This is a genomic window from Phytobacter diazotrophicus, from assembly GCF_052061655.1.
GTDB classification, from domain to species: Bacteria; Pseudomonadota; Gammaproteobacteria; order Enterobacterales; family Enterobacteriaceae; genus Phytobacter; species Phytobacter diazotrophicus.
The window spans coordinates 5,333,689-5,359,843 of record NZ_CM125428.1 but is presented as its reverse complement, the minus strand read 5'-3'; the positions used below and the strand labels follow the sequence as shown (position 1 = coordinate 5,359,843).

The 26,155-nt window shown below is 54.3% G+C and carries 21 protein-coding genes, 1 tRNA gene, 3 rRNA genes and 1 riboswitch; of the genes, 16 read left to right on the top strand and 9 right to left on the bottom strand.

The features are described from left to right. Window position 1: 1 nt before the first annotated feature. The 5 genes from thiS to rsd form a co-directional block, all read right to left on the bottom strand. A complete protein-coding gene (gene thiS, locus ACS0RQ_RS25915) occupies window positions 2–202 on the bottom strand; it encodes a sulfur carrier protein ThiS (RefSeq protein WP_271851705.1) in 201 nt (66 codons plus the stop codon). Continuing rightward, complete coding sequence (gene thiF, locus ACS0RQ_RS25910; RefSeq protein ID WP_193794863.1) at window positions 183–941, bottom strand: thiazole biosynthesis adenylyltransferase ThiF; 759 nt, start codon at window positions 939–941, stop codon at window positions 183–185. Before thiF ends, thiS begins: the two co-directional genes overlap by 20 nt. Further along, entirely contained in the window at window positions 934–1,569 is a 636-nt protein-coding gene (gene thiE / locus ACS0RQ_RS25905; RefSeq protein ID WP_271851706.1) for a thiamine phosphate synthase, read from the bottom strand. The genes thiF and thiE overlap by 8 nt, the downstream gene beginning before the upstream one ends. Continuing rightward, on the bottom strand, window positions 1,569–3,464 hold the full coding sequence (gene thiC / locus ACS0RQ_RS25900; RefSeq protein ID WP_271851707.1) for a phosphomethylpyrimidine synthase ThiC: 1,896 nt from the start codon (window positions 3,462–3,464) through the stop codon (window positions 1,569–1,571). Before thiC ends, thiE begins: the two co-directional genes overlap by 1 nt. A gap of 83 nt (window positions 3,465–3,547) precedes the next feature. Beyond that, window positions 3,548–3,704: riboswitch (TPP riboswitch) on the bottom strand. Between the two features lie 53 nt (window positions 3,705–3,757). Further along, the gene (rsd, locus tag ACS0RQ_RS25895; RefSeq protein WP_271851708.1) at window positions 3,758–4,261 is read right to left on the bottom strand and encodes a sigma D regulator; all 504 of its coding nucleotides are present in this window, start codon (window positions 4,259–4,261) and stop codon (window positions 3,758–3,760) included. Window positions 4,262–4,350: 89 nt separating this feature from the next. On the opposite strand from rsd, the gene nudC reads away from it, so the two are divergent. From nudC to ACS0RQ_RS25865, 6 genes are all read left to right on the top strand, one after another. Then, the gene (gene nudC / locus ACS0RQ_RS25890; RefSeq protein ID WP_039076845.1) at window positions 4,351–5,124 is read left to right on the top strand and encodes an NAD(+) diphosphatase; all 774 of its coding nucleotides are present in this window, start codon (window positions 4,351–4,353) and stop codon (window positions 5,122–5,124) included. Between the two features lie 50 nt (window positions 5,125–5,174). Beyond that, window positions 5,175–6,239, top strand: coding sequence for a uroporphyrinogen decarboxylase (gene hemE / locus ACS0RQ_RS25885; protein WP_271851710.1), 1,065 nt, complete (start codon window positions 5,175–5,177; stop codon window positions 6,237–6,239). 9 nt (window positions 6,240–6,248) lie between these two features. Then, a complete protein-coding gene (gene nfi, locus ACS0RQ_RS25880; RefSeq protein ID WP_039076843.1) occupies window positions 6,249–6,920 on the top strand; it encodes a deoxyribonuclease V in 672 nt (223 codons plus the stop codon). 42 nt (window positions 6,921–6,962) lie between these two features. Beyond that, window positions 6,963–7,553: a YjaG family protein gene (locus ACS0RQ_RS25875; RefSeq protein ID WP_071193735.1), complete on the top strand. Its 591-nt coding sequence runs from the start codon at window positions 6,963–6,965 to the stop codon at window positions 7,551–7,553. A 186-nt stretch (window positions 7,554–7,739) separates the two neighbouring features. Further along, window positions 7,740–8,012 carry a nucleoid-associated protein HU-alpha gene (gene hupA / locus ACS0RQ_RS25870; protein ID WP_035890328.1) on the top strand — a complete coding sequence of 91 codons (273 nt, stop codon included), beginning with the start codon at window positions 7,740–7,742 and terminating at the stop codon, window positions 8,010–8,012. Between the two features lie 13 nt (window positions 8,013–8,025). Continuing rightward, entirely contained in the window at window positions 8,026–8,718 is a 693-nt protein-coding gene (locus ACS0RQ_RS25865) for a DUF1481 domain-containing protein (protein WP_039076841.1), read from the top strand. Window positions 8,719–8,721: 3 nt separating this feature from the next. On the opposite strand, the gene zraP is transcribed toward ACS0RQ_RS25865, so the two are convergent. Then, entirely contained in the window at window positions 8,722–9,156 is a 435-nt protein-coding gene (gene zraP, locus ACS0RQ_RS25860; protein ID WP_271851713.1) for a zinc resistance sensor/chaperone ZraP, read from the bottom strand. Window positions 9,157–9,407: 251 nt separating this feature from the next. Here zraP and zraS point away from each other — a divergent pair, with 251 nt between their 5' ends. Together zraS and zraR are read left to right on the top strand one after the other, a co-directional pair. Next, the gene (zraS, locus tag ACS0RQ_RS25855; RefSeq protein WP_334634328.1) at window positions 9,408–10,796 is read left to right on the top strand and encodes a two-component system sensor histidine kinase ZraS; all 1,389 of its coding nucleotides are present in this window, start codon (window positions 9,408–9,410) and stop codon (window positions 10,794–10,796) included. Continuing rightward, the gene (zraR, locus tag ACS0RQ_RS25850; RefSeq protein WP_271851717.1) at window positions 10,793–12,124 is read left to right on the top strand and encodes a sigma-54-dependent response regulator transcription factor ZraR; all 1,332 of its coding nucleotides are present in this window, start codon (window positions 10,793–10,795) and stop codon (window positions 12,122–12,124) included. The genes zraS and zraR overlap by 4 nt, the downstream gene beginning before the upstream one ends. Here the strand turns inward: zraR and purD are convergent. Together purD and purH are read right to left on the bottom strand one after the other, a co-directional pair. After that, window positions 12,121–13,413, bottom strand: a complete 1,293-nt coding sequence (gene purD / locus ACS0RQ_RS25845; protein WP_271851718.1) for a phosphoribosylamine--glycine ligase — start codon at window positions 13,411–13,413, stop codon at window positions 12,121–12,123. The two genes, zraR and purD, sit on opposite strands and share 4 nt — an antisense overlap. Before the next feature lie 15 nt (window positions 13,414–13,428). After that, window positions 13,429–15,018 (bottom strand): bifunctional phosphoribosylaminoimidazolecarboxamide formyltransferase/IMP cyclohydrolase, encoded by a 1,590-nt coding sequence (gene purH / locus ACS0RQ_RS25840; RefSeq protein ID WP_071193740.1) that lies wholly within the window; start codon window positions 15,016–15,018, stop codon window positions 13,429–13,431. Window positions 15,019–15,581: 563 nt separating this feature from the next. Here purH and ACS0RQ_RS25835 point away from each other — a divergent pair. The 5 genes from ACS0RQ_RS25835 (at window position 15,582) to ACS0RQ_RS25815 (ending at window position 21,171) form a co-directional block, all read left to right on the top strand. Then, window positions 15,582–17,123: ribosomal RNA gene (locus tag ACS0RQ_RS25835) — 16S ribosomal RNA — on the top strand. An 85-nt stretch (window positions 17,124–17,208) separates the two neighbouring features. Continuing rightward, a tRNA-Glu gene (locus ACS0RQ_RS25830) sits at window positions 17,209–17,284 on the top strand. Between the two features lie 218 nt (window positions 17,285–17,502). Continuing rightward, window positions 17,503–20,403, top strand: a 23S ribosomal RNA gene (locus tag ACS0RQ_RS25825). A gap of 195 nt (window positions 20,404–20,598) precedes the next feature. Then, a 5S ribosomal RNA gene (gene rrf / locus ACS0RQ_RS25820) occupies window positions 20,599–20,714 on the top strand. The 16S, 23S and 5S rRNA genes sit together here with 1 tRNA gene alongside, the layout of an rRNA operon. A 73-nt stretch (window positions 20,715–20,787) precedes the next feature. Continuing rightward, entirely contained in the window at window positions 20,788–21,171 is a 384-nt protein-coding gene (locus ACS0RQ_RS25815; protein ID WP_271851750.1) for a YjaA family stress response protein, read from the top strand. 21 nt (window positions 21,172–21,192) lie between these two features. Here ACS0RQ_RS25815 and ACS0RQ_RS25810 read toward each other — a convergent pair whose 3' ends face one another. Further along, on the bottom strand, window positions 21,193–21,633 hold the full coding sequence (locus ACS0RQ_RS25810; protein WP_271851751.1) for an acetyltransferase: 441 nt from the start codon (window positions 21,631–21,633) through the stop codon (window positions 21,193–21,195). 155 nt (window positions 21,634–21,788) lie between these two features. On the opposite strand from ACS0RQ_RS25810, the gene metA reads away from it, so the two are divergent. The 3 genes from metA (at window position 21,789) to aceA (ending at window position 26,049) form a co-directional block, all read left to right on the top strand. Next, window positions 21,789–22,718, top strand: a complete 930-nt coding sequence (gene metA, locus ACS0RQ_RS25805) for a homoserine O-acetyltransferase MetA (protein ID WP_271851752.1) — start codon at window positions 21,789–21,791, stop codon at window positions 22,716–22,718. A gap of 268 nt (window positions 22,719–22,986) precedes the next feature. Continuing rightward, window positions 22,987–24,588: a malate synthase A gene (aceB, locus tag ACS0RQ_RS25800; protein ID WP_039076764.1), complete on the top strand. Its 1,602-nt coding sequence runs from the start codon at window positions 22,987–22,989 to the stop codon at window positions 24,586–24,588. A 156-nt stretch (window positions 24,589–24,744) separates the two neighbouring features. Beyond that, entirely contained in the window at window positions 24,745–26,049 is a 1,305-nt protein-coding gene (gene aceA / locus ACS0RQ_RS25795; protein WP_103245891.1) for an isocitrate lyase, read from the top strand. Window positions 26,050–26,155: the final 106 nt, after the last annotated feature.

The window sequence follows — 26,155 nt, the reverse complement described above, 5'->3', positions numbered from 1 at the left end:
CTCAGCCCCCTGCGATAACCTGAAAAAGCAGGATCTGGTCGCCGTCCTGCACGATATGCGCTTCCCACCGCTCGCGCGGAAGAATTTGCTGATTAAGCGCCAGCGCGGCGCCGGGTTTTAGCTGATCGAGTTGCTGCAACAGGTCCGAGACGGTCAGCGCGTCGTCGAACTGCATGGGCGTGTCATTGAACTGAATGTGCATGCAGCCCTCCGCAAACCGGGCAACCGCTGGCCCGGCGTAATGCCAGACTGCGCCAGTTGTTGGCGCGGGCATCAAACAGACGTAACTCGCTGGTGTTGGTATTCATACCGCTCAGAAGCTTGATCGCTTCGAGTGCCTGAAGGGTGCCCATCACGCCAACCACCGGGCCGATCACACCGGCGGTACGGCAGTTGCGTTCGGGCTCTTGTTCATCTGGCCACAAACAGCGATAGCAACCATGGGTCCACGGCGGGGTGAGCACCATCAACTGCCCCCCGAAACCCACGGCGCTGGCGGTAATCAACGGTGTACCAGTGCTGACGCAGGCGGCATTAATCGCCTGACGAGTCGCCATATTATCGGTGCAATCGAGTACCAGATCGGCATTGTCCACCGCGTGGCGCAACGCCTCGCCGGAAAGGCGCTGCTCAAGGGCGATCAGCGAAATTTCGGGGTTCAGCCGTCCCAGTCGCTGTTTAGTGACCTGCGATTTCGACCGGGCAATGTCGTCAGTGGTAAACACGATTTGCCGCTGCAGATTACTCAGATGCACATCGTCGTCGTCCGCCAGCACCAGCGTCCCCACGCCTGCGCCCGCCAGGTAGAGCGCGGCGGGGGAGCCTAACCCGCCCAACCCGATAATCAGCACCCGGCTGGCGAGCAATTTTTGTTGCCCGTCGATGGCAATATCTTCCAGCAACATCTGGCGGCTATAGCGCATAAAGTCACGATCATTCATCGCCAACCCCCGCCAGAGCCAGTAATTGCGCCGTTGCCTCACGCCAGTCAGCCGCCTGCGTAATCGCGCTGACGACCGCAATGCTGCCAACGCCAGTTCCCAGCACTGCGGGCGCACGGGCAAGGCTTATCCCGCCGATGGCGACGGTCGGATAATCGGCAAGCCTTTCGATATGCCGCGCCAGTTGCTCCAGTCCCTGCGGCGCGGAGGGCATCTGTTTCGTCTGCGTCGGGAAGACATGCCCCAGGGCGATATAGGACGGGCGTGCGGCGAGCGCCACGTCAATTTCCATATCGTCGTGAGTCGATACGCCGAGGCGTAATTCCGCAGCCTGGATCGCCTTCAAATCGGTGGTTTCCAGGTCTTCCTGACCCAGATGTACACCGTAAGCGTTATGTTTTATCGCCAGCCGCCAGTAGTCGTTGATAAACAGGCGGGCATCGTAACGACGCCCCAGTGCAATGGCCGCTACAACGTCGGCTTCAACCTCTTCATCACGCTTATCTTTGATGCGTAGCTGAATGGTTCGCACGCCGGCGTCGAGCAGGCGTTCAATCCACGCCACGCTGTCCACCACCGGGTAAAGGCCTAAGCGAAGGGGCACTCTTGGGAAATCGGGTTGATACATCAGGCCTCCTCCTTTTTGAGATAGATTTCACCGCCTTTGGCGCGGAAGTTTTCTGACATATCCGCCATCCCCACTTCGATGGTCTGGGCTGCGGCGTAATCGCGCACTTCCTGGCTGATTTTCATTGAGCAGAATTTCGGCCCGCACATGGAGCAGAAGTGGGCGACTTTGCCCGACTCCTGCGGCAGGGTTTCATCGTGATACGCACGGGCGGTGAACGGGTCGAGCGCAAGGTTGAACTGGTCTTCCCAGCGGAATTCGAAACGCGCTTTGGACATGGCGTTATCGCGGATCTGCGCGCCGGGATGGCCTTTGGCGAGATCCGCGGCATGCGCGGCGATCTTGTAGGTAATCAGCCCTTGCTTCACATCCTCTTTGTTTGGCAAACCGAGGTGCTCTTTTGGCGTGACATAGCAGAGCATGGCGCAGCCGAACCAGCCGATCATCGCCGCGCCAATCCCGGAGGTGAAGTGGTCGTAGCCCGGTGCGATATCGGTGGTCAGCGGCCCCAGGGTGTAGAACGGCGCTTCGTGACAATGCTCCAGCTCTTCGGTCATGTTGCGACGAATCATCTGCATCGGCACGTGGCCAGGGCCTTCAACCATCACCTGCACATCGTACTCCCAGGCAATTTTAGTCAGCTCGCCCAGCGTGCGAAGTTCGGCGAATTGCGCTTCGTCATTGGCATCCTGAATTGAGCCGGGTCGCAGGCCATCGCCCAGTGACAGTGAGACATCATAGGCGGCGCAGATTTCGCAGATTTCACGGAAGTGCTCGTAGAGGAAGTTCTCTTTGTGATGGGATAAGCACCATTTCGCCATAATCGAACCGCCGCGTGACACGATGCCGGTCAGGCGTTTGGCAGTCATCGGCACGTAGCGCAGCAACACGCCCGCGTGGATGGTGAAGTAGTCCACGCCTTGCTCAGCCTGCTCCAGCAGGGTGTCGCGGAACGCTTCCCATGTCAGGTTTTCGGCGATGCCGTTCACCTTCTCCAGCGCCTGGTAGATCGGTACAGTACCAATTGGCACCGGGCTGTTACGCAGGATCCACTCGCGGGTTTCGTGAATATAGCGGCCCGTCGACAGATCCATCACCGTATCGGCACCCCAGCGGGTTGACCAGACCAGTTTTTCCACCTCTTCCTCGATGGAGGAGGTGACCGCGGAGTTACCGATGTTGGCATTAACCTTCACCAGGAAATTGCGGCCGATGATCATCGGTTCCGACTCCGGGTGGTTGATGTTGGCGGGGATGATGGCGCGTCCGGCAGCCACTTCGTCGCGCACAAATTCCGGGGTGATATTTTCTGGCAGGTTAGCGCCAAAGCCGTGGCCAGGATGCTGCTGGCGCAACACCTCACCGCGGATACGCTCGCGGCCCATGTTTTCACGGATGGCGATAAACTCCATCTCCGGGGTCACCATCCCCTGACGCGCATAATGCAACTGGGTGACACGCTGGCCCGCTTTGGCCCGTTTCGGTGTCAGTAAGCCGCTAAAACGCAGGTCGTTCAGGCCGTCATCCGCAAGCCGCTCTTTGGTGTATACCGAACTGCGATCGCGCAGTTTTTCGGTATCGTCGCGGGCATCGATCCACGGCTGACGCAGTTTCGCCAGCCCCTGCTGTACGTCGATAGTCACATTCGGGTCGCCATAGGGACCGGACGTGTCATAGACCGGAATCGCCTCGTTTTCTTCGTATTGAGGGTTGTCTTTTGAGCCGCCGATAAGCGTCGGACTAAGCTGGATTTCGCGCATCGGAACACGAATATCAGGCTGTGAGCCGGTAATATAGATGCGTTTTGAATTCGGGAAAGCGGTGCCTTCCAGCGTGTCGATAAAATGCTGCGCCTGGGCGCGTTGTTCACGGCGTGTAAGTTGGTTTGCAGACATAGCTCATTCCAAATGTTAAGGACATGGCTTGTCAGACGACGGATGGAGTAATAACAGCAGATCACCGCAAGGGTGATTGATGTGAATGGATTACTCTTGTTCCCTTCGCAGGTTCTAACCTGATCAGGTTCCGCGGATCCCGAATTAACGGTCTCAGCCTTTTCCACTTCATCCTTCGCGCCGCCTCTTTAGGGCATCGCGAATGCTTTTGTGGAAATATAGGCACTCCGACAAGAAAAACCCCGTCCGAAGACGGGGACTGTTTTTTAAACTACGCGTTAATCAGAAAGAACTCAAGCAGGACGCGCCATTCCACTTTCGTCGTTGGCGCCGTCTTTAAGATTGTTGTCGTATGCCAGTACGATCAACTTGTCTTCAAGTGAAAAGCGGGCTGCAAGCGCTTCGCCGATATCAGACAGCGCCTGCTGAAATTCAGCGTAATTGTCATCATCGATAGCATTTTCCAGGCTGGAGTCGTAGTACTCCATAATTTCCAGGGTATTGGCTTCGAGGAGAGGGTAAATCTGCGTGGAGGCTAAAAGTGGGCTGGTCCCTTCCATTTCACCGATAATCCGTTCATAAATATTAAAATGACCGGCGGAAAGGTATTCAACCAGGTTATGACAGAATTCGTCCAGCGCTTTTTCATTCAGCTGCATGTACGAGCCTTTTCCAGGTGTTATGCCAACCAGGTTGTAGTAATGAACCAGTAGCTGTTTTCGGTTATACAGCCAGTTGTCGACCAGTTCGTTACTTCCTCCAATTCGTTCCGCCAGGGTTGCTAACTGGTTTAGCATAATTGACTCCGCAATATTAAGATTAAAAAACGCTCGAATGTAATAATAATGTTAACAACATGCCAGTAAAGCTAAGGTAGTGCAAACAAATGCATCGTATTATCGAGTCATCAGATCATGGCTGGTGGATCGTAAGCCATGAACAAAAATTATGGTTGCCCGGGGGAGAATTACCACTCGGTAATGCAGGAAATTTCGATCTTGTGGGGCAAAGCGCACTCCAGATAGGCGAATGGGAAGGCGAACCTGTGTGGATGATCCGCCAGAATCGTCGACAGGAGATGGGAACTGTCCGCCAGGTGATTGAACAGGATGCTGGATTGTTTCAACTGGCCGGGCGCGGTGTTCAACTGGCTGAGTTTTACCGCTCACATAAGTTTTGTGGGTATTGCGGACATACTATGCACCCCAGCAAGACAGAGTGGGCCATGTTATGTGACCACTGCCGCGAACGTTATTACCCGCAGATTGCGCCCTGCATTATCGTTGCCATTCGCCGCGATGATAAAATTCTGTTGGCTCAGCACACCCGTCATCGCAATGGTATTTACACCGTTCTGGCCGGTTTCGTCGAAGTGGGCGAAACGCTGGAACAGGCCGTCGCGCGTGAAGTGATGGAAGAGAGCGGCATCAAAGTGAAAAACCTGCGTTACATCACCTCGCAACCCTGGCCTTTCCCGCAATCGCTAATGACGGCTTTTATGGCGGAATATGACAGCGGGGAGATTGTTATCGATCCTAAAGAGCTGCTGGATGCGGGCTGGTACCGCTACGACGACCTGCCGCTGCTGCCTCCGCCCGGTACTGTTGCCCGTCGTTTGATTGAAGATACGGTGGCGCAGTGCCGGGCAGAATACGAGTAAAGAACGAGTAGTGTTACACTGGCGGGCTGACGCAATAAGGAACTGTAAACATGACCGAATTAAAAAACGATCGCTACCTTCGCGCACTTCTGCGCCAGCCCGTGGATGTGACGCCAGTATGGATGATGCGTCAGGCTGGTCGCTATCTCCCGGAGTACAAAGCGACGCGCGCACAGGCGGGTGATTTTATGTCGCTGTGCAAAAATGCCGAACTGGCGTGCGAAGTCACCCTTCAGCCTTTGCGTCGCTACAAGCTGGATGCGGCCATTCTTTTTTCCGACATCCTGACTATCCCGGACGCGATGGGGTTAGGGCTCTATTTCGAGGCGGGCGAAGGCCCACGTTTTACCTCTCCCATTACCTGTTGTGCGGATGTTGAAAAACTGCCCGTGCCGGACCCGGAGCAGGAACTGGGTTACGTCATGAACGCCGTGCGTACCATTCGCCGTGAACTGAAAGGTGAAGTGCCGCTGATTGGCTTCTCTGGCAGTCCGTGGACGCTGGCAACCTATATGGTGGAAGGCGGCAGCAGTAAAGCCTTTACCGTTATTAAAAAGATGATGTACGCCGAACCGCAAACGCTGCATTTGTTGCTTGATAAGCTGGCCAGCAGCGTCACCCTGTACCTCAACGCGCAGATCAAAGCGGGTGCGCAATCGGTGATGATTTTCGACACCTGGGGCGGCGTGCTGACCGGGCGCGATTACAAGCAGTTCTCGCTCTATTACATGCATAAAATCGTCGACGGCCTGCTGCGTGAAAACGAGGGCAAGCGTGTACCGGTGACGCTGTTTACCAAAGGCGGTGGGCAGTGGCTGGAAGCGATGGCGGAGACGGGTTGTGACGCTCTGGGTCTCGACTGGACGACAGATATCAGCGATGCACGCCGCCGTGTCGGCCACAAAGTGGCGCTGCAGGGCAACATGGATCCCTCGATGCTTTATGCCGCACCTGGCCGCATCGAAGACGAAGTGGCGTCTATACTTGCTGGTTTCGGTCAGGGTGAAGGGCATGTGTTCAACCTCGGTCACGGCATCCATCAGGATGTGCCGCCAGAACATGCTGGCGTATTTGTGGAGGCGGTGCACAGACTCTCAGCCCAGTATCACAAGTAAGGAGTCGTTATGGATCTCGCGTCGCTACGCGCTCAACAAATTGAACTGGCCTCTTCTGTTTCCCGTGAGGATCGTCTGGAAAAAGATCCTCCCGCCCTGATCGGCGGCGCGGATGTAGGGTTTGAGCAAGGCGGCGAAGTGACGCGTGCTGCGATGGTGCTGTTGACCTGGCCTGAACTGGAACTGGTTGAGTATAAAGTGGCGCGTATTGCGACCACGATGCCTTATATCCCCGGCTTTCTCTCTTTCCGTGAATATCCCGCGCTGCTTGCGGCGTGGGAGCAACTCTCACAAAAACCGGATCTGCTATTTGTCGATGGCCATGGAATATCACATCCCCGGCGTCTGGGGGTTGCCAGCCACTTTGGCCTGCTGGTGGATGTGCCAACCATTGGCGTGGCGAAAAAACGGCTGTGCGGTAAGTTTGAGCCACTCTCTGACGAACCGGGCGCCCTGGCGCCGTTGATGGACAAAGGCGAGCAACTGGCATGGGTCTGGCGCAGTAAGGCGCGCTGTAACCCTCTTTTCGTGGCGACAGGGCATCGGGTGAGCACGGATACCGCGCTGGCCTGGGTGCAGCGTTGCATGAAAGGCTATCGGCTGCCTGAACCGACCCGTTGGGCCGACGCTGTCGCATCCGGCCGCCCTGCATTCGCTCGTTGGCAGGAAATTCAGCGTTGATTCAGGTACACTGCCGCTAATTTCTGCATCAGAGAACCTATCATGTTACAAAACCCGATTCACCTGCGTCTGGAGAAGCTGGCAACGTGGCAGCACGTTACCTTTATGGCCTCTCTTTGCGAGCGCATGTATCCCAATTACGCCATGTTCTGCCAGGAAACGGAGTTTGGCGATCCGCAGCTTTATCGCCGCATTCTCGATTTGGTGTGGGAAACGCTGACGGTAAAAGATGCAAAGGTGAATTTCGATAACCAGCTTGAGAAGCTGGAAGAGGCAATTCCTTCGGCTGACGACTACGATATGTACGGTGTCTACCCGGCGATTGATGCTTGTGTGGCGCTAAGCGATCTTATTCATGCTCTCCTGAGCGGTGAATCGACAGAGTACGCGATTGAGGTTAGCAAGACGTCTATTACCACCGTTGCGATGCTGGAAATGACTCACGCAGGTCGCGAAATGACCGACGAAGAGCTCAAAGAAAACCCAGCGGTGGAGCAGGAATGGGACATTCAGTGGGAGATTTTCCGCCTTTTGGCTGCTTGTGAAGAACGCGATATTGAACTGATCAAAGGCCTGCGCGCAGACCTGCGTGAGGCCGGGGACAGTAATATCGGTATAAATTTGCAGCAATGAGACAACAAAACGTGATTTAACGCCTGTTTTGTCGTCCTGGGAGGCTTCCCTTCGCACCCCCGTCTGGTCTACATTTGGGGGGCGAAAAAAAGTGGCTATCGGTGCGTGTATGCAGGAGAGTGCTTTTCTGGCATTTCCGTCGCACTCGATGCTTAGCAAGCGATAAACACATTGAAAGGATAACTTATGAACAAGACTCAACTGATTGATGTAATTGCAGACAAGGCTGATCTGTCTAAAGCGCAAGCGAAAGCTGCTCTGGAATCCACCCTGGCTGCGATTACTGAGTCTCTGAAAGAAGGCGATGCTGTACAACTGGTTGGTTTCGGTACCTTCAAAGTGAACCACCGCGCTGAGCGTACTGGCCGCAACCCGCAGACCGGTAAAGAAATCAAAATCGCCGCAGCTAATGTACCGGCGTTTGTTTCTGGTAAGGCACTGAAAGACTCTGTTAAGTAAGACAGGCGTGGCAGTGAACAGTTTTATCGAAGGGGCTTTGCGGCCCCTTTTGTCTTTCTGGCGCCGATCACGGGTGCTGGCGGGCGTGCTGTTATTAACTGCCTGTAGCCACAACTCCTCACTCCCCCCCTTCACCGCCAGCGGCTATGCCGGGGACCAGGGAGCAGAGCGCCTTTGGCGCAAAGATTCAGACAGCGAGACCCATCTTCTCGCCGCTTTTAGCCCTTGGCACAACGGGAATACCTCTTTAAGTGAATACCGCTGGCAGGGCGATGAGCTTCGGCTGATTGAACTTAATATCTATGGTAAAACACCGGAACACATCCGCGTGCGCTTTGATGACCACGGCGAGCTGAGTTTCATGCAGCGTGAAGTCAATGGTCAGAAAGAGCAGCTTTCCAGCGATCAGGTCGCGCTCTACCGTTATCGTGCAAACCAGCTACGGCAGACCAGCGACGCATTGCGCCTGGGGCGCGTCGTGCTGCGCCAGGGCCGTTGGCATGCCAATGGTTCCGTTACAACATGCGAAGGTCAAACCATCAAACCCGACCTCGATTCTCTGGCTATCAGCCATATAGAGCGTCGGCAGAATCATTCATCGGCGGAAGTGAGCGTAGCGTGGCTGGAAGGTCCCGAAGGATCTCAGTTGCTGCTGGTGGCAAATGAGGATTTTTGTACCTGGCAGCCAACTGAGAAAAGTTTCTAAGTTTTACCAGTGATTCATTCCCATATGGTCGCGGCCTCCGCCACAACTTCCGCGTCCCATACCTTCACCGCGAGGAATCCCTGCCTGTGCTAAGGCGATATCAAACTTGACTCGCTGCTGGTCCAGTTTTTGGCTTAGCGTTTCCATTTCCTGGGCTGCGGACTCTATTTTTGCGCTGTCCGGCTTATCTGCGGTTAATAACGCATTGTATTCATAACGTTTTGAGGTGAGTTGCTGACGTAACGCACGGGTTTGCTCATAAAAATCGTTATGTAGCTTCTGGACAGTAGCCTGTTGTTCGGTGGTCAGTTGGCTATAGCCCTGCGGGCCCATCCCGTTACCGTTATTCCCGTGGTGCCTGGCCCATGCTGAGCTGCTACCTAAAGTCAGCGCGGCGAGGGTGATGAGTGTCAGCGTCAGTTTTTGGTTCCGTTTCATGGTTCATTCTCCTGGTTGTCGTTATTTAGTGATTTGCATCTTCCATGCCAGGATGAGAAACCAGCAGAATATAGGGGTATTGTTGCGCTACAGGCCGGTGGGGCGAGTAAAAATGACTCACGATGAAGGGCGAGACGGGTCATTTTTACTCGTTTTCCTTGCGGGTTTATGGCAGGAGGCAGGTTTGCCGTGGCGGAAAAATGGCATGATTTCTGCTGCGTGAACGGGAGCAGCAAATAAAGGGAGTAGTAATGAACATGATGCGGTTGTCGAAGGATTCCGTCGCCGTGGGTCTGAGCTGGCTATTGACTGGCTTTATTCTGCTACTGGTGTGCCTGTTCTCCGCGCTTATCGTGCGTGATTATGGCCGGGAAAATGAGGCTGTGCGGCAGACTATCCAGGAGAAAGGCAGCGTGTTGATTCGCGCCCTGGAGTCCGGAACCCGCGTGGGTTTGGGTATGCGTATGCATCATACGCAACTTCAGGCACTGCTGGAGGAGATGGCCTGGCAGCCTGGCGTGCTGTGGTTTGCGGTGACGGATGAGAACGGCAAAATTCTTGCCCATAGTGATCCGAACCAGGTTGGCGGGACACTGTACTCCGCCGATACGATGCACGAACTGAAGATTGACCTGGAGGAACGCTGGCGGCGGCTCGAACAGCCGGAACCGGCTCTGGAGATTTATCGTCAATTCCGCCCGCTGAACAGCGGTGGTGGGCATCATATGCGTATGATGCCCCGCGAATCTGCCGAACAGCGTGCCGGGCTACCGCAGGTGATTTTCATCGCCTTTGATACACGAGAACTGGACACGGCCAATGCCCGTGGCCTGCGCAATATGGTCATTATGCTTTGCGCGGCAGGGGTGGTAATGATTGCAACGGTGTTGAGCCAGTTCTGGTTTCGCCGCTATCAGCATTCGCGTAAACAATTGCAGGAGGCGATGGCGCGTAAAGAAAAGCTGGTGGCGCTTGGGCATCTGGCCGCAGGGGTCGCGCATGAGATCCGCAATCCGCTGTCTTCCATCAAGGGGCTGGCAAAGTATTTTGCCGAACGCACTCCGCCTGATGGAGAAGCGCATCAACTGGCCCAGGTGATGGCGAAGGAGGCCGATCGTCTGAACCGGGTCGTCAGTGAGATGCTGGAACTGGTGCGTCCGGCCCATTTAACCTACCAGTCCGTTGATCTGAATGAAGTGATTAGACATTCGCTTCGGTTGGTTAGCCAGGATGCCGCCAGTCGGGCGATTATGCTCAATTTCACCCCGCAGCCAGAGCTATGCCGCATCCAGGCCGATCCGGATCGTTTGAAGCAGGTGCTGCTGAACCTCTACCTTAATGCTATCCACGCCATTGATCACGATGGCGTAATTACGGTCGCAGCGAGCGAATGTGGCGACGGGCGAGTTAAGGTAAGCGTTGCGGACAGTGGTAAGGGGATGACGGCGGAACAGTTACAGGCCATCTTCACGCCGTATTACACCACCAGAGCCGACGGCACCGGGCTTGGCCTGGCCGTCGTGCAGAACATTATTGAGCAGCACGGCGGAATAATTCATGCCGGGAGTGCTCCCGGCAAGGGCGCGGTATTTACTCTCTTTTTGCCGGTCAACGGGCAACAAAAGGATGAACAAGGATGAGTGGCGGGCAGGTCGATATTCTGGTGGTGGACGATGACATCAGCCACTGCACTATTTTACAGGCGCTGTTGCGGGGCTGGGGATACCGGGTTGCGCTGGCTCATAACGGCGTACAGGCGCTGGAACAGGTACGTCAGCAGGTGTTTGATCTGGTGCTTTGCGATATTCGCATGGCGGAGATGGACGGTATCGAAACGCTGAAAGAGATCAAAATCTTGAACCCGTCGATTCCCGTTCTGATCATGACCGCGTACTCCAGCGTCGATACCGCAGTGGAGGCGCTGAAATCCGGTGCGCTGGACTACCTCATCAAGCCGCTGGACTTTGACAAGTTGCAGCAGACGCTGTCTCAGGCGCTGGCGCATACGCGGCTGAGTGAGTCCCCTGTCACAGGCACCCCCGCTGCTCAGTTTGGCATGGTGGGGGATAGCCCGGCGATGCGGGCGCTGCTGAATAATATTGCGCTGGTTGCGCCCTCCGATGCGACGGTATTGATTCACGGCGAGTCGGGAACCGGGAAAGAGCTGGTCGCACGGGCGCTGCACGCCAGCAGTGGTCGCAGCCACGGGCCGTTGGTTACCCTCAACTGTGCGGCGCTCAACGAGTCGTTGCTGGAGTCGGAGCTGTTTGGCCATGAGAAAGGCGCGTTCACCGGCGCGGACAAACGTCGGGACGGGCGCTTTGTTGAAGCAGATGGCGGCACGCTCTTCCTCGATGAGATCGGCGATATCTCCCCGTTAATGCAGGTGCGTCTGTTGCGGGCGATTCAGGAGCGCGAGGTGCAGCGCGTGGGCAGCAACCAGACCCTTTCGGTTGACGTACGGCTGATTGCCGCCACCCACCGGGATTTAGCCGGGGAGGTTAGCGCCGGGCGTTTTCGTCAGGATCTCTACTACCGCCTGAACGTCGTGACTATCGACATGCCGCCGCTGCGTCAACGCAGGGAAGATATCCCTCCGCTGGCGCGTTATTTCCTGCAACGTTACGCCGAGCGTAACCGTAAAGCGGTACAGGGATTTACGCCGCAGGCGATGGACTTGCTGATTCACTACACATGGCCGGGCAATATTCGTGAGCTGGAGAATGCGATTGAACGGGCGGTGGTCTTGCTGACCGGAGAGTTTATTTCTGAGCGCGAGCTGCCACTGGCGATTGTCGGTACGCCGATTGCGAACGCGCCACACGGCGATGATGTTATTCAGCCGCTGGTCGATGTAGAGAAAGAAGCGATCCTCGCTGCGCTCGAAAAAACGGGCGGCAACAAAACAGAAGCCGCCCGTCAGTTGGGCATCACGCGCAAAACGCTGCTGGCAAAGCTCAGCCGTTAGCTGTTTTGCTCGCGGGCAATTGCGCGATAACCGATATCTTTACGGCTAAAGCTACCTTCCCACTGGATATTTTCCATTAAGGCGTATGCACGCTTCTGTGCTTCGGCAACGGTGTGGCCCAGCGCAGTCGCGCACAGCACGCGACCGCCGTTGGTAAGAACGCGGTCATCGTCGGAAAGCTTTGTGCCGGCGTGGAAGACTTTGCCATCCGCCACTTCTTCCAGCGGCAGTCCGTGGATCTCGTCACCGGTGTTGTAATTACCCGGATAACCACCCGCAGCAATAACGACACCAAGAGACGCGCGCTCATCCCAATCGGAGGTTTTCTCATCCAGCTTGCCATCGCAGGCTGCGAGACACAGATCCACCAGATCGGATTTCATGCGCAGCATGATCGGCTGGGTTTCCGGATCGCCGAAGCGGCAGTTGAACTCGATAACCTTCGGGTTGCCCTGTTTGTCGATCATCAGACCGGCATACAGGAAGCCGGTATAGGTATTCCCTTCGGCGGCCATACCTTTAACGGTTGGCCAAATGATACGCTCCATGGTGCGCTGGTGGACTTCATCCGTCACCACCGGAGCGGGGGAATAAGCGCCCATACCGCCCGTATTCGGACCGGTATCGCCATCACCGACGCGTTTATGATCCTGGCTGGTCGCCATAGGCAGCACATGCTCACCGTCAACCATCACGATAAAGCTGGCTTCTTCACCGTCGAGGAACTCTTCGATAACGATACGGTGGCCTGCGTCGCCAAAGGCGTTGCCAGCCAGCATGTCATTGACGGCCGCTTCGGCTTCCTCGAGCGTCATTGCCACGATCACGCCTTTACCGGCAGCCAGACCGTCTGCTTTGATAACGATCGGAGCGCCTTTTTCGCGCAGCCAGGCCAGCGCAGGTTCCACTTCGGTGAAGTTCTGGTATTCCGCTGTCGGAATGTTATGACGCGCGAGGAAATCTTTGGTGAAGGCTTTAGAGCCTTCCAGTTGAGCAGCGCCTTCGGTTGGGCCGAAGATTTTCAGCCCTGCGGCACGGAACGCATCCACAACGCCAATCACCAGCGGCGCTTCCGGGCCAACGATGGTCAGATCAATCTTCTCGCTCTGAGCAAAGCTCAGCAGCGCCGGAATATCGGTTACGCCAATGGCGACGTTTTGCAGCGTGGGTTCCAGCGCTGTGCCTGCGTTGCCCGGTGCGACGAAAACGGTGTCGACCAGCGGTGACTGTGCCGCTTTCCATGCCAGCGCGTGCTCGCGCCCGCCGTTACCAATCACTAATACTTTCATTGTCTGCTCCGAAAATTAATGGCGGAAGTGACGCATGTCGGTGAAGATCATCGCAATACCGTGTTCGTCGGCAGCGGCAATCACTTCGTCATCACGGATAGAACCGCCTGGCTGAATCACACAGCTCACGCCAACGGCGGCAGCGGCATCAATACCATCACGGAACGGGAAGAACGCATCAGAGGCCATCGCGGAACCTTTCACTTCCAGACCTTCATCGCCTGCTTTGATCCCGGCGATTTTCGCGGAGTAGACGCGGCTCATCTGACCTGCGCCTATGCCAATGGTCATGTTCTCTTTGGCATACACGATAGCGTTGGATTTCACGAACTTCGCCACTTTCCAGCAGAACAGCGCATCACGCAGTTCCTGTTCGGTCGGCTGGCGTTTGGAAACAACACGCAGTTCGCCTTCGGTCACCATACCCAGATCGCGGTCCTGAACCAGCAGGCCGCCGTTAACGCGTTTGAAATCAAGACCGGGGACGCGTGCGGTCCACTCACCACAGGTCAGCACGCGGACGTTCTGTTTCGCGGCAGTGATCTTCAGGGCTTCTTCAGTCGCAGACGGTGCAATGATCACTTCTACAAACTGGCGGGAGATAATAGCCTGCGCGGTCTGCGCATCCAGTTCGCGGTTAAAGGCGATGATACCGCCGAACGCGGAGGTTGGGTCGGTTTTGTACGCGCGATCGTAAGCATCCAGAATAGAGGAACTGACCGCTACGCCGCATGGGTTAGCGTGTTTAACGATAACGCAGGCCGGCTCGCTGAACTCTTTCACACATTCCAGTGCGGCATCGGTATCGGCGATATTGTTATAGGAAAGCGCTTTGCCCTGAACTTGCTGCGCGGTCGCAACAGAGGCTTCTTTGATCTCTTCTTCTATATAGAAGGCTGCCTGCTGGTGGCTGTTTTCGCCGTAGCGCATATCCTGCTTCTTAATGAAGTTCAGGTTCAGGGTGCGCGGGAAGCGGCCGGCGGCTTCTTTTGTCTCGCCGTGATAGGCCGGCACCATGCTGCCAAAATAGTTGGCGATCATGCTGTCGTAGGCGGCGGTGTGTTCGAAGGCTTTAATGGCGAGGTCGAAGCGGGTGTCGAGGGTCAGGGAGCCTTCGTTGGCATCCATCTCTTCAATAATAGCGTTGTAGTCGCTGCTCTTTACAACGATGGCGACATCTTTATGGTTCTTCGCCGCCGAGCGCACCATGGTCGGGCCGCCGATATCGATATTCTCTACCGCATCTTCCAGAGAACAGCCTTCGCGGGCGACGGTCTGGGCAAACGGATAAAGGTTAACAACGACCATATCAATAGGAGAGATGCTGTGCTCAGCCATGATGGCATCATCCTGGCCGCGGCGGCCAAGGATCCCACCATGCACTTTCGGATGCAGGGTCTTAACGCGTCCATCCATCATTTCCGGGAAACCGGTGTAATCGGAAACTTCGGTCACCGGCAGGCCTTTATCAGCTAACAGACGGGCAGTGCCCCCTGTAGATAGCAGTTCCACACCGCGTGCAGAAAGTGCCTGGGCGAATTCGACGATACCGGCTTTGTCAGAAACACTGAGCAGCGCGCGGCGGATTGGACGACGTTGTTGCATGGTAAATCCCCTGGATTTGACGATTACAGAGAGCGTTAGCTGAATTTTCATCTAAAAACTCAGCTAACGCCCCTTACGGGGCATCCTTGTTTTAGCGGGGGCATTTTAACGAAAACGTTTGCGCAACGCTCGCGAATTTTCACTTTTTCGCAGCATTGTGGATAAGTCTGTGTGCAAAAGGGTATAAGGCGGGCTTTTGCTGTGGAATGCAGCAGTCAGTCATTTTTCTGCAATTTTTCTATTGCGGCCTGCGGAGAACTCCCTATAATGCGCCTCCATCGACACGGCGGATGTGAATCACTTCACACAAACAGCCGAGTCGGTTGAAGAGAAAATCCTGAAATAACGGGTTGACTCTGAAAGAGGAAAGCGTAATATACGCCACCTCGCAACGGTGAGCGAAAGCCGCGTTGCACTGCTCTTTAACAATTTATCAGACAATCTGTGTGGGCACTCAAGGTGACATGGATTCTTAACGTCCTCGGACGATAAATGAATACCAAGTCTCAACGAGTGAACACGTAATTCATTACGAAGTTTAATTCATTGAGCATCAAACTTTTAAATTGAAGAGTTTGATCATGGCTCAGATTGAACGCTGGCGGCAGGCCTAACACATGCAAGTCGAACGGTAGCACAGAGGAGCTTGCTCCTTGGGTGACGAGTGGCGGACGGGTGAGTAATGTCTGGGAAACTGCCCGATGGAGGGGGATAACTACTGGAAACGGTAGCTAATACCGCATAATGTCGCAAGACCAAAGAGGGGGACCTTCGGGCCTCTTGCCATCGGATGTGCCCAGATGGGATTAGCTAGTTGGTGAGGTAATGGCTCACCAAGGCGACGATCCCTAGCTGGTCTGAGAGGATGACCAGCCACACTGGAACTGAGACACGGTCCAGACTCCTACGGGAGGCAGCAGTGGGGAATATTGCACAATGGGCGCAAGCCTGATGCAGCCATGCCGCGTGTGTGAAGAAGGCCTTCGGGTTGTAAAGCACTTTCAGCGGGGAGGAAGGCAGTACGGTTAATAACCGTGTTGATTGACGTTACCCGCAGAAGAAGCACCGGCTAACTCCGTGCCAGCAGCCGCGGTAATACGGAGGGTGCAAGCGTTAATCGGAATTACTGGGCGTAAAGCGCACGCAGGCGGTCTGTCAAGTCGGATGTGAAATCCCCGGGCTCAACCTGGGAACTGCATTCGAAACTGGCAGGCTTGAGTCTTGTAGAGGGGGGTAGAATTCCAGGTGTAGCGGTGAAATGCGTAGAGATCTGGAGGAATACCGGTGGCGAAGGCGGCCCCCTGGACAAAGACTGACGCTCAGGTGCGAAAGCGTGGGGAGCAAACAGGATTAGATACCCTGGTAGTCCACGCCGTAAACGATGTCGACTTGGAGGTTGTGCCCTTGAGGCGTGGCTTCCGGAGCTAACGCGTTAAGTCGACCGCCTGGGGAGTACGGCCGCAAGGTTAAAACTCAAATGAATTGACGGGGGCCCGCACAAGCGGTGGAGCATGTGGTTTAATTCGATGCAACGCGAAGAACCTTACCTGGTCTTGACATCCACGGAATTCGGCAGAGATGCCTTAGTGCCTTCGGGAACCGTGAGACAGGTGCTGCATGGCTGTCGTCAGCTCGTGTTGTGAAATGTTGGGTTAAGTCCCGCAACGAGCGCAACCCTTATCCTTTGTTGCCAGCGGTCCGGCCGGGAACTCAAAGGAGACTGCCAGTGATAAACTGGAGGAAGGTGGGGATGACGTCAAGTCATCATGGCCCTTACGACCAGGGCTACACACGTGCTACAATGGCATATACAAAGAGAAGCGACCTCGCGAGAGCAAGCGGACCTCATAAAGTATGTCGTAGTCCGGATTGGAGTCTGCAACTCGACTCCATGAAGTCGGAATCGCTAGTAATCGTGGATCAGAATGCCACGGTGAATACGTTCCCGGGCCTTGTACACACCGCCCGTCACACCATGGGAGTGGGTTGCAAAAGAAGTAGGTAGCTTAACCTTCGGGAGGGCGCTTACCACTTTGTGATTCATGACTGGGGTGAAGTCGTAACAAGGTAACCGTAGGGGAACCTGCGGTTGGATCACCTCCTTACCTTAAAGAACCTGCCTTTGTAGTGCTCACACAGATTGTCTGATGAAAAGTAAAAAGCAAGGCGTCTTGCGAGTGAGACTTAAGTGTCCCCTTCGTCTAGAGGCCCAGGACACCGCCCTTTCACGGCGGTAACAGGGGTTCGAATCCCCTAGGGGACGCCACTTGCTGGTTTGTGAGTGAAAGTCACCTGCCTTAATATCTCAAAACTCATCTTCGGGTGATGTTTGAGATATTTGCTCTTTAAAAATCTGGATCAAGCTGAAAATTGAAACGACACACAGTGTCTGTTCTCCGTAATAAGAACAGATGGCGGTGTGTTCGAGTCTCTCAAATTTTTGCAGCGCGATGATGAATCGAAAGAAACATCTTCGGGTTGTGAGGTTAAGTGACTAAGCGTACACGGTGGATGCCCTGGCAGTCAGAGGCGATGAAGGACGTGCTAATCTGCGAAAAGCGCCGGCGAGGTGATATGAACCTTTGACCCGGCGATGTCCGAATGGGGAAACCCAGTGCAATCCGTTGCACTATCGTTTGATGAATACATAGTCAAACGAGGCGAACCGGGGGAACTGAAACATCTAAGTACCCCGAGGAAAAGAAATCAACCGAGATTCCCCCAGTAGCGGCGAGCGAACGGGGAGCAGCCCAGAGCCTGAATCAGCTTGTGTGTTAGTGGAACGGTCTGGAAAGTCCGGCGATACAGGGTGACAGCCCCGTACACGAAAGCACACAGGTTGTGAGCTCGATGAGTAGGGCGGGACACGTGGTATCCTGTCTGAATATGGGGGGACCATCCTCCAAGGCTAAATACTCCTGACTGACCGATAGTGAACCAGTACCGTGAGGGAAAGGCGAAAAGAACCCCGGCGAGGGGAGTGAAAAAGAACCTGAAACCGTGTACGTACAAGCAGTGGGAGCCTCTTAATGGGGTGACTGCGTACCTTTTGTATAATGGGTCAGCGACTTATATTCTGTAGCAAGGTTAACCGAATAGGGGAGCCGAAGGGAAACCGAGTCTTAACTGGGCGTTAAGTTGCAGGGTATAGACCCGAAACCCGGTGATCTAGCCATGGGCAGGTTGAAGGTTGGGTAACACTAACTGGAGGACCGAACCGACTAATGTTGAAAAATTAGCGGATGACTTGTGGCTGGGGGTGAAAGGCCAATCAAACCGGGAGATAGCTGGTTCTCCCCGAAAGCTATTTAGGTAGCGCCTCGTGAATTCATCTCCGGGGGTAGAGCACTGTTTCGGCTAGGGGGCCATCCCGGCTTACCAACCCGATGCAAACTACGAATACCGGAGAATGTTATCACGGGAGACACACGGCGGGTGCTAACGTCCGTCGTGAAGAGGGAAACAACCCAGACCGCCAGCTAAGGTCCCAAAGTCATGGTTAAGTGGGAAACGATGTGGGAAGGCACAGACAGCCAGGATGTTGGCTTAGAAGCAGCCATCATTTAAAGAAAGCGTAATAGCTCACTGGTCGAGTCGGCCTGCGCGGAAGATGTAACGGGGCTAAACCATGCACCGAAGCTGCGGCAGCGACACTAAGTGTTGTTGGGTAGGGGAGCGTTCTGTAAGCCGTTGAAGGTGTGCTGTGAGGCATGCTGGAGGTATCAGAAGTGCGAATGCTGACATAAGTAACGATAAAGCGGGTGAAAAGCCCGCTCGCCGGAAGACCAAGGGTTCCTGTCCAACGTTAATCGGGGCAGGGTGAGTCGACCCCTAAGGCGAGGCCGAAAGGCGTAGTCGATGGGAAACAGGTTAATATTCCTGTACTTGGTGTTACTGCGAAGGGGGGACGGAGAAGGCTATGTTAGCCGGGCGACGGTTGTCCCGGTTTAAGCATGTAGGCTGGTTATCCAGGCAAATCCGGATAATCAAGGCTGAGGTGTGATGACGAGTCACTACGGTGATGAAGTAACAAATGCCCTGCTTCCAGGAAAAGCCTCTAAGCATCAGGTAACATCAAATCGTACCCCAAACCGACACAGGTGGTCAGGTAGAGAATACCAAGGCGCTTGAGAGAACTCGGGTGAAGGAACTAGGCAAAATGGTGCCGTAACTTCGGGAGAAGGCACGCTGATATGTAGGTGAAGCCCCTGCGGGTGGAGCTGAAATCAGTCGAAGATACCAGCTGGCTGCAACTGTTTATTAAAAACACAGCACTGTGCAAACACGAAAGTGGACGTATACGGTGTGACGCCTGCCCGGTGCCGGAAGGTTAATTGATGGGGTTATCCGTAAGGAGAAGCTCTTGATCGAAGCCCCGGTAAACGGCGGCCGTAACTATAACGGTCCTAAGGTAGCGAAATTCCTTGTCGGGTAAGTTCCGACCTGCACGAATGGCGTAATGATGGCCAGGCTGTCTCCACCCGAGACTCAGTGAAATTGAACTCGCTGTGAAGATGCAGTGTACCCGCGGCAAGACGGAAAGACCCCGTGAACCTTTACTATAGCTTGACACTGAACATTGAGCCTTGATGTGTAGGATAGGTGGGAGGCTTTGAAGCGTGGACGCCAGTCTGCGTGGAGCCAACCTTGAAATACCACCCTTTAATGTTTGATGTTCTAACGTGGACCCGTGATCCGGGTTGCGGACAGTGTCTGGTGGGTAGTTTGACTGGGGCGGTCTCCTCCCAAAGAGTAACGGAGGAGCACGAAGGTTGGCTAATCCTGTCGGACATCAGGAGGTTAGTGCAATGGCATAAGCCAGCTTGACTGCGAGCGTGACGGCGCGAGCAGGTGCGAAAGCAGGTCATAGTGATCCGGTGGTTCTGAATGGAAGGGCCATCGCTCAACGGATAAAAGGTACTCCGGGGATAACAGGCTGATACCGCCCAAGAGTTCATATCGACGGCGGTGTTTGGCACCTCGATGTCGGCTCATCACATCCTGGGGCTGAAGTAGGTCCCAAGGGTATGGCTGTTCGCCATTTAAAGTGGTACGCGAGCTGGGTTTAGAACGTCGTGAGACAGTTCGGTCCCTATCTGCCGTGGGCGCTGGAGAATTGAGGGGGGCTGCTCCTAGTACGAGAGGACCGGAGTGGACGCATCACTGGTGTTCGGGTTGTCATGCCAATGGCATTGCCCGGTAGCTACATGCGGAAGAGATAAGTGCTGAAAGCATCTAAGCACGAAACTTGCCCCGAGATGAGTTCTCCCTTGTCCTTTAAGGACACTAAAGGAACGTTAAAGACGATGACGTTGATAGGCCGGGTGTGTAAGCGCAGCGATGCGTTGAGCTAACCGGTACTAATGAACCGTGAGGCTTAACCTTACAACGCCGAAGATGTTTTGGCGGATTGAGAAGATTTTCAGCATTGATTACAGATTTTCGGGAACGAAAGATTTTACGCTGAGGCAAGGCGGCAAATGAAGTAAAGGAAGGAGCATACATGAGTATGTGACTGACTTTGCGGATGCAGCCAACGCAGCCACAGTGAAAAAGATTCGTTTCTGGCAACAGAATTTGCCTGGCGGCTTTAGCGCGGTGGTCCCACCTGACCCCATGCCGAACTCAGAAGTGAAACGCCGTAGCGCCGATGGTAGTGTGGGGTCTCCCCATGTGAGAGTAGGGAACTGCCAGGCATCAAACAAGTAAGAAGCCCATCCTCACGGATGGGCTTTTTGCGTTTTCTTCGCATGATAAAAGGAATTTTTCATGTCTGTTCTTTATATCCAGGTTCGCAAAAATCATATCACCGTTCGCAACATTGAGCGTAAGCAGGATGTAGCAGGAAGCGGTGCCTTTAGTAATCAACGCCTGCTTATTGCTGATTTTTTCAAGGCCGAAAAAGTTCTGTGGGACCTGATCGAACAGATCCGACCCCGTTCATGGTTCAGGAAACTGCTGCGCACAGACCGCTTTGACATTGTTATCAGCGCGCTGGAAATGAACGAGGGCGGATTATCGCAGGTCGAAGAACGTATCCTGCAGGAAGTCGTCGCAGGTGCGACGCGAATGCGTTATCGCTGCTTGATAACGCACGCGCAATCAACACCCCTGAGCGATGACGCTGTGATGGCGCTGATTGCGGAGCGGTAAAAAAGAGTTAAGCGGTGAACATTACTGTTGATAGCGTAAATGCAGCAGTGGATATGGTCTGCCGGAATCATCCTTTTCGCTTCGTCCGGTTACCATAAATCCCAGCTTAAGGTAGAACCCAATGGCCTGCTCGTTTTGCTCATTAACATTGGTCGTTAAGTTGGGGGCCAACAACAGGGCGTGTTCAACCAGTCGTTTCCCTACGCCGCTGCCGCGAACGTCAGGATCAATAAACAGTGCATCCATATGTTTATCGTTGAGTAGCATAAACCCAACGGGTTCATCCTGTTTATTGACGGCAACCCAAAGCGGCGCCGTCGGTAAAAATGCACTCACCTGCTCCTCCAGCTCTGCCCGATAGTCTCTGGACAAAAAATCATGTGTCGCATCGACCGAGCGGCACCAGATAGCGATCAGTCTCTCTCCTTCCTCAGGTCGCGAACGACGAATACTAATAACCATATTGTCTCCTGTTATGCGCGCTTATATTCTAACGCAAACACTTTCGTGAAACTTTCTCACCTTCTACATGCAGACTCGACAACTCGCTTATTCCTGGGTATTGTCAGCTATCTGGATGTCTAAACGTTTAAACGTATGCAGTGAGGATATAAGTTATGCCGATTCGGGTGCAGGACGAGCTACCAGCCGTCAATTTCTTGCGTGATGAAAACGTCTTTGTGATGACGACATCGCGTGCTACAGGTCAGGAAATTCGTCCGCTCAAGGTACTTATCCTCAACCTGATGCCAAAGAAGATCGAGACAGAGAACCAATTTCTGCGGTTACTCTCCAACTCGCCACTGCAGGTGGATATCAAGCTACTGCGCATTGACGCACGTGAATCACGCAACACGCCAGTGGAACACCTCAACAACTTCTACTGTAACTTTGATGAAATCAGAGAAGAGAACTTCGATGGCTTGATTGTAACCGGTGCGCCACTGGGTCTGGTTGAATTTAACGATGTTGCCTACTGGCCGCAGATCAAACAGGTACTGGAGTGGGCAAAAGACCATGTCACCTCCACGTTGTTTGTCTGTTGGGCGGTACAAGCCGCACTGAACATCCTTTACGGTATTCCTAAGCAAACCCGCAGTGAAAAACTGTCCGGCGTCTATGAGCACCACATTTTACATCCGCACGCTCTGCTGACTCGTGGTTTTGATGATACGTTCCTCGCGCCGCACTCACGCTATGCTGATTTCCCGGCGGCACTGATTCGTGACTATACCGACCTGGAAATCCTGGCTGAAAGCGATCAGGGCGATGCCTATTTGTTCGCCAGCAAAGATAAGCGTATCGCCTTTGTTACCGGCCATCCTGAGTACGATGCTAATACTCTGGCAGGTGAGTATTTCCGTGATGTTGAGGCCGGGCTGTCACCGGAAATCCCGTATAACTATTTCCCTAACGACGATCCCCGGAACAAGCCACATGCGACATGGCGTAGCCATGGCAATTTGTTGTTTACCAACTGGCTGAACTACTACGTGTACCAGATTACGCCGTTCGATCTGAGCCATATGAACCCAACGCTTGATTAACGTTTCAGCACGATCCTAAAGCGTTTCAGCTCCCCATTTCAGGCACCTTCGGGTGCCTTTTTCATGCCTGAAATTCCCTCCAGCAAGTAATTAAATTTTAAATCCATTGTTATCAAATAGTTAAGTTGTTTTTTAAATTAAAATGGAAATTGTTTTTGATTTTGAAAATTAAATGAGTAGTCTTAATTGTGCTGAACGAAAACCATACAACGATCTTTCGTTCGCGTTGGGGAGTGTACGCGGATCAACGATGATGAGGAGCAGCGCAATGACACAGCAGGCAACGACGACAGGTGAGTTGGCTTTTAATAAGCCTTATGGCGAAATGGAAAAGCAAATTCTGACCCCGGAAGCGGTCGAATTCCTTACGGAGCTGGTGACACGCTTTACGCCACAGCGCAATAAGCTACTGGCTGCGCGTATGCAACAGCAGCAGGATATCGACAACGGCAAGCTGCCTGATTTTATTTCGGAAACTAATTCCATTCGTGAGGGCGACTGGACTATTCGCGGTATCCCGGAAGATTTGCAGGATCGCCGTGTTGAGATCACCGGGCCGGTTGAACGCAAAATGGTGATCAATGCGCTTAATGCCAACGTGAAAGTCTTCATGGCGGATTTCGAAGACTCCCTTTCACCGGACTGGGATAAAGTGATCGATGGGCAAATTAACCTGCGTGATGCGGTGAATGGCACCATCAGCTACACCAATGAAGCCGGGAAAATTTACCAGCTCAAGCCCGATCCGGCGGTACTGATTTGTCGCGTCCGTGGCTTGCATCTGCCAGAAAAACACGTGACCTGGCGCGGCGAAGCTATCCCTGGCAGCCTCTTCGATTTTGCGCTCTATTTCTTCCACAACCATAAAGCGTTGCTGGCAAAAGGCAGCGGTCCTTACTTTTATCTGCCGAAGACCCAGGCATGGCAGGAAGCGGCATGGTGGAGTGAAGTCTTCTGTTATGCCGAAGATCGCTTCGACCTGCCGCGCGGCACCATCAAGGCAACCTTGTTGATTGAGACGTTGCCTGCCGTCTTCCAGATGGATGAAATCCTATATGCGCTGCGTGACCACATTGTTGGCCTGAACTGTGGCCGTTGGGATTACATCTTTAGCTATATCAAGACATTGAAAAACCACCCGGACCGTGTGCTACCCGATCGTCAGGTGGTAACGATGGATAAACCGTTCCTGAGCGCCTATTCGCGGCTGCTGATTAAAACCTGCCATCGCCGTGGCGCGTTCGCCATGGGCGGCATGGCGGCCTTTATTCCCAGTAAAGATGCTGAACGCAACAACCAGGTACTCAATAAAGTAAAAGCGGACAAGTTACTGGAAGCCAACAACGGCCATGACGGTACGTGGATTGCGCATCCGGGCCTGGCAGATACGGCCATGGCTGTCTTTAACGAGGTGCTGGGTGAAAACAAAAACCAACTGGCAGTTACGCGTGAGAGCGACGCCCCCACCACGGCAGATCAACTGCTGGCGGCCTGCGATGGCGAACGCACAGAAGAGGGGATGCGCGCCAATATCCGCGTGGCCGTTCAGTACATCGAAGCGTGGATCTCCGGCAACGGCTGTGTACCGATTTATGGTCTGATGGAAGATGCGGCGACGGCTGAAATCTCGCGTACCTCAATCTGGCAGTGGATCCATCACGAGAAAACGCTCAGCAACGGCAAACCGGTCACGAAGGCCCTGTTCCGTCAAATGCTGGCCGAAGAGATGCTTGTGATTCAGGAAGAGTTGGGCGAACACCGCTTTAGTAGCGGACGTTTCGATGATGCTGCCCGCCTGATGGAGCAGATCACCACCTCTGATGAGTTAATCGACTTCCTGACGTTGCCAGGCTATCGCCTGCTGGCTTAGTGCCCAGGCTATTTTGTTCGCCATTTTGGCCCCGGACAGTGCTCAAAACCCTCACGTACGCTAAGTACGCTCCGGTTTTTGCGCGGCTTCTCGTGACCAAACTGCCTTCACCAATAACGCCTGGAAAGCCAGGACGAGAATATGGAGCATCTGCACATGAAAACCCGTACCCAACAAATAGAAGAACTGAAAAAAGAATGGACTAACCCTCGCTGGGAAGGCATCACGCGTCCTTATAGCGCGGAAGAGGTGGTGAAATTACGTGGCTCGGTGAACCCGGAATGCACGCTGGCGCAGATGGGCGCAGCGAAAATGTGGCGTCTGCTGCATGGTGAGGCGAAAAAAGGCTATATCAACAGCCTTGGCGCACTGACTGGCGGGCAGGCATTGCAACAGGCAAAAGCAGGCATCGAAGCGATTTATCTGTCGGGCTGGCAGGTGGCGGCAGATGCGAACCTGGCCTCCAGTATGTATCCGGATCAATCGCTCTACCCGGCCAACTCCGTTCCGGCTGTGGTCGATCGGATCAACAACACCTTCCGCCGCGCGGATCAGATCCAATGGTCAGCGGGTATTGAACCGAACGATCCGCGTTACACCGATTATTTCCTGCCGATCGTGGCGGATGCCGAAGCCGGTTTTGGCGGCGTACTGAATGCCTTTGAACTGATGAAATCGATGATTGAAGCCGGTGCAGCGGCCGTTCACTTCGAAGATCAACTGGCTTCGGTGAAAAAATGCGGCCACATGGGCGGAAAAGTGCTGGTACCGACGCAAGAGGCGATTCAGAAACTGGTGGCTGCGCGTCTGGCGGCAGATGTCATGGGCGTACCGACGCTGGTGATTGCCCGTACCGATGCGGATGCTGCGGACCTGATTACCTCAGATTGCGATCCTTATGACAGCGAGTTCATCACCGGCGAGCGCACCAGCGAAGGGTTCTACCGTACCCGCGCCGGGATCGAACAGGCTATTAGCCGTGGCCTGGCGTATGCGCCGTATGCCGACCTGGTGTGGTGTGAAACCTCAACACCCGACCTGGCGCTGGCGAAACGCTTTGCCGATGCTATTCATGCGAAATTCCCTGGCAAGCTGCTGGCGTATAACTGCTCGCCGTCGTTCAACTGGCAGAAAAATCTGGACGACAAAACCATTGCCAGCTTCCAGCAGCAATTGTCGGAGATGGGCTACAAATACCAGTTTATTACCCTGGCGGGCATTCACAGCATGTGGTTCAACATGTTCGACCTGGCACACGCCTATGCGCAGGGTGAGGGGATGCGTCACTACGTTGAAAAAGTGCAGCAGCCAGAGTTTGCCGCCGCCAAAGAGGGCTACACCTTCGTGTCTCACCAACAGGAGGTGGGCACGGGCTACTTCGATAAAGTGACCACCATCATCCAGGGCGGGGCGTCCTCTGTTACCGCCTTAACGGGCTCGACGGAAGAAGCTCAGTTCTGACACCTCTCACCGTAACTCTCTCCCCTCAGGGGAGAGAGGATCGATCCGTGCAGTTTTCGGGGTTGGCTGGATAACGTTTCCCCCCTCTCCCTGGAGGGAGAGGCCG

What these genes read in the sequence shown, in the direction of transcription:
- thiS (WP_271851705.1), bottom strand. Translation starts at nt 202, where the DNA reads ATGCACATTCAGTTCAATGACACGCCCATGCAGTTCGACGACGCGCTG.
- thiF (WP_193794863.1), bottom strand. Translation starts at nt 941, where the DNA reads ATGAATGATCGTGACTTTATGCGCTATAGCCGCCAGATGTTGCTGGAA.
- thiE (WP_271851706.1), bottom strand. Translation starts at nt 1,569, where the DNA reads ATGTATCAACCCGATTTCCCAAGAGTGCCCCTTCGCTTAGGCCTTTAC.
- thiC (WP_271851707.1), bottom strand. Translation starts at nt 3,464, where the DNA reads ATGTCTGCAAACCAACTTACACGCCGTGAACAACGCGCCCAGGCGCAG.
- rsd (WP_271851708.1), bottom strand. Translation starts at nt 4,261, where the DNA reads ATGCTAAACCAGTTAGCAACCCTGGCGGAACGAATTGGAGGAAGTAAC.
- nudC (WP_039076845.1), top strand. Translation starts at nt 4,351, where the DNA reads ATGCATCGTATTATCGAGTCATCAGATCATGGCTGGTGGATCGTAAGC.
- hemE (WP_271851710.1), top strand. Translation starts at nt 5,175, where the DNA reads ATGACCGAATTAAAAAACGATCGCTACCTTCGCGCACTTCTGCGCCAG.
- nfi (WP_039076843.1), top strand. Translation starts at nt 6,249, where the DNA reads ATGGATCTCGCGTCGCTACGCGCTCAACAAATTGAACTGGCCTCTTCT.
- ACS0RQ_RS25875 (WP_071193735.1), top strand. Translation starts at nt 6,963, where the DNA reads ATGTTACAAAACCCGATTCACCTGCGTCTGGAGAAGCTGGCAACGTGG.
- hupA (WP_035890328.1), top strand. Translation starts at nt 7,740, where the DNA reads ATGAACAAGACTCAACTGATTGATGTAATTGCAGACAAGGCTGATCTG.
- zraP (WP_271851713.1), bottom strand. Translation starts at nt 9,156, where the DNA reads ATGAAACGGAACCAAAAACTGACGCTGACACTCATCACCCTCGCCGCG.
- zraS (WP_334634328.1), top strand. Translation starts at nt 9,408, where the DNA reads ATGAACATGATGCGGTTGTCGAAGGATTCCGTCGCCGTGGGTCTGAGC.
- zraR (WP_271851717.1), top strand. Translation starts at nt 10,793, where the DNA reads ATGAGTGGCGGGCAGGTCGATATTCTGGTGGTGGACGATGACATCAGC.
- purD (WP_271851718.1), bottom strand. Translation starts at nt 13,413, where the DNA reads ATGAAAGTATTAGTGATTGGTAACGGCGGGCGCGAGCACGCGCTGGCA.
- purH (WP_071193740.1), bottom strand. Translation starts at nt 15,018, where the DNA reads ATGCAACAACGTCGTCCAATCCGCCGCGCGCTGCTCAGTGTTTCTGAC.
- ACS0RQ_RS25815 (WP_271851750.1), top strand. Translation starts at nt 20,788, where the DNA reads ATGTCTGTTCTTTATATCCAGGTTCGCAAAAATCATATCACCGTTCGC.
- ACS0RQ_RS25810 (WP_271851751.1), bottom strand. Translation starts at nt 21,633, where the DNA reads ATGGTTATTAGTATTCGTCGTTCGCGACCTGAGGAAGGAGAGAGACTG.
- metA (WP_271851752.1), top strand. Translation starts at nt 21,789, where the DNA reads ATGCCGATTCGGGTGCAGGACGAGCTACCAGCCGTCAATTTCTTGCGT.
- aceB (WP_039076764.1), top strand. Translation starts at nt 22,987, where the DNA reads ATGACACAGCAGGCAACGACGACAGGTGAGTTGGCTTTTAATAAGCCT.
- aceA (WP_103245891.1), top strand. Translation starts at nt 24,745, where the DNA reads ATGAAAACCCGTACCCAACAAATAGAAGAACTGAAAAAAGAATGGACT.